General features: G+C 66.4%; 1 protein-coding gene. It reads right to left on the reverse strand.

The genetic code is table 11. The features are described from left to right. Positions 1–610: aldehyde dehydrogenase family protein (locus tag G9E11_RS04555; protein WP_190603646.1), on the reverse strand; the 610-nt coding region annotated here is incomplete at both ends.

A 610-nucleotide genomic window follows, 5' to 3' on the forward strand; every position in this document is an offset into this window, starting at 1 on the left:
TCCGCGGATCGCAGTACGTCCGTTACGACATCGCCGCCGACCGCGTCGACCCCGGCTACCCCAACCGGCCGCAGAGTCGGTTCCTTTTTTTTTTGAGCGACCGGATCGACGCCGCCGTGAACTGGGGCAACGGCAAGGTGTATTTCTTCCGCGGATCGCGTGAACATGATTTTGCCGATGGCGGGGTGTTCGGCGAGGCGGGCGCCGACTTCGCGGTCGCCGGAGATGGCGGTCAGGACGCCGTCGGGGAGTTCTTCGTTGAGGACCTTGATCAGGGCGAGGACGGAGAGCGGGGTCATTTTGGAGGGTTTGACGACGGCGGTGTTGCCCATGCGCAGGGCGGGGGCGATCTGCCAGATGGTGATCATCATGGGCCAGTTCCAGGGGCCGATGGCGCCGACGACGCCGATGGGCTTGTAGTGGAGTTCGGCGTAGGTTTCGCCGTCGTCGACGATGACTTCGGGTGTGAGTTCGGTGGTGGCGGTGTTGCGGAGCCAGGCGGCGCAGGCGCCGACCTCGAAGCGGGCGTTGGGGCCGTTGAGGGGTTTGCCCTGTTCGCGGGAGAGCAGCCGGGCGAGTTCCTCGGCGGAGCGTTCGACGGCGTCGGCGG

It is taken from the genome of Arthrobacter ipis (genome assembly GCF_014694315.1).
Lineage (GTDB): Bacteria > Actinomycetota > Actinomycetes > Actinomycetales > Micrococcaceae > Arthrobacter > Arthrobacter ipis.